2 protein-coding genes and 1 pseudogene are annotated in these 1852 nt (G+C 47.5%); all 3 read left to right on the forward strand.

What is annotated here, in order from left to right; all coding sequences use genetic code 11:
- A pseudogene (locus tag ACWPAB_RS15190) lies at positions 1-1312 on the forward strand (DUF3991 domain-containing protein); the annotation flags it as partial.
- Positions 1312-1500, forward strand: coding sequence for a hypothetical protein (locus ACWPAB_RS15195; protein WP_076665402.1), 189 nt, complete (start codon positions 1312-1314; stop codon positions 1498-1500). The pseudogene ACWPAB_RS15190 and the gene ACWPAB_RS15195, both read left to right, overlap by 1 nt.
- Before the next feature lie 152 nt (positions 1501-1652).
- Positions 1653-1757, forward strand: coding sequence for a putative holin-like toxin (locus ACWPAB_RS15200; RefSeq protein WP_010493218.1), 105 nt, complete (start codon positions 1653-1655; stop codon positions 1755-1757).
- Positions 1758-1852 lie beyond the last annotated feature (95 nt).

Here is a 1852-nt window from a genome sequence, read left to right on the forward strand (position 1 = left end):
AGCAGCCTATCATAACTACTTGAAACGAGCTGATAGCTTTGATCGTGCGCGGGATTACCTCACCATCGCCAGAGGGATTAATCCTCATCTAGTTGACCGCCTGTACCAAAAGGGCCTCATTTTTCAGGACTCACAAAACAATCTGATCTTTCAATGGGCGCGAAATGGCAAGGCCGTTGGCGCAAGTATTCAAGGCACTGAAATTGATTTTAAACAATACGGTAAACGTGGCACGTAAAAAAAGATCGCCGCAAACTCGCAATCTGATTTTGGTTTCAATTTTAGTTTGGGGAAACCTCAAGACTTGTATGTCTTTGAGTCACCAATTGACGCGTTGAGTTACTGGACACAACACCCAGAGCTAACGAATTGCATGATTGCCTCAGTTGATGGTACCAAAGTTGAAAGTGTCGTGAATATGGCGGTCAATATGTATAAAACAAAAGGGCAACTGCCAGCCACTATTTATGTTGGCTCCGACAATGACCCTGCCGGTCATCAGCTTTATGACAAGCTGCAGGATTCCATCTTAGCGAATACCGAAGCCGAGGTAACTACCTTTAAGCCGCTTTTCCCACAGGATAATGCGATCACCCAGGCGACTTACCAAGACTTAAAACAAGCAGCGAATCAGGCGGGCATTGATTGGCGTGAGTTGGCAGCAGCAGTTAAAGCAACAACCAACCTTTCAACGAACTTCCAGCAGTCTTTTCCGCTGCCACAAGCCATTGCCAAAAGCAGCGTGCTCATCGACCCCAACCCCGGAAAAACTAACTTTAATTCAGATGAGGCTTTACTAACCGCGGCAAAGTTCATCAAAGCTAACCGCATCAGTGACCAGCAGCCTGATTGGGATACCATTACCAAGAAACTAAGTCCTGGTATTGAGGATCATGACCGAGAACACTTGGCGGCTAAGGCCTCTTACTACAACACGCGCTATCAAGCTGATAATGGCATTTTGCCGGTGTCTAAAATTGCTAAAGACTGGAATGAGTTAGCCAAGTTGGCCCAACATCCAGCAACAATGGATCAGCAGTTAGAACAAACCTATCGTCGTCAGGATGGAAAAACGGCCCAACTAGTTGATAAGGGTCAGGATGAATTTGCGCTAGTGGATACTAAACAGCCTGATAAAGTTGTGGGCTACTTTGAAGCCAACGATCCTCAACAGTGCGCCTATCTCATTAAGCAGTATGGGTACAACGCTGTAGACAAAGAAGATGAGCAGAAGTATCAACAAACTCAGCCGGTTAAGCCCCAACATCAGCAGAAAAAACAACGTGCATCAGGACTAGAGCAAAGTATTTAATACCCTACCTGCTGGGTTTCAGTCGAGCTGGCGACGAGAACGGCTGGGTTTTGCCGTTCAGTTGCATCATGTTGCCGAGATCGGGTCTAATCCTCGCGGCAGGCAGATGCCCGAAGCGCGTGGGCGGGGCAGGCGCCCCACGCTTCTCGGCCTTGGCCGAAGAGGCTTTTTTTTGCGGTAGCAAATAGCTGTATGCCTTGCGCCTCTAGGAACGAAGCCAATTATATGCTATACTAAACATAGCAGAAAAGTTAAAGGCGGTGGCGACTTCCGTAGATTGGAGGTGGTGCTTATGGTGTAAAAACCAACGTACCACGATACCAACGAAAGGAGAAGCCTTGTGTCCATTTCGGACGCTTTACAGCTTATGCTAGGGTTCGGCACGTTTGTCGTAGCCCTGATAGCATTAGTTGTTGAGCTGATTAAAAATCAGCAAAAAAAATAACCGTCTCAACTTTGGCAGGTTGACGGTTATTTAGCCCAATAGTTGCCGCCGTCTTAAGCGGCTCTGCTAGGGGAGCACTCTTATGGGGGTGCTCC

This window comes from Lacticaseibacillus sp. 30, assembly GCF_053819265.1.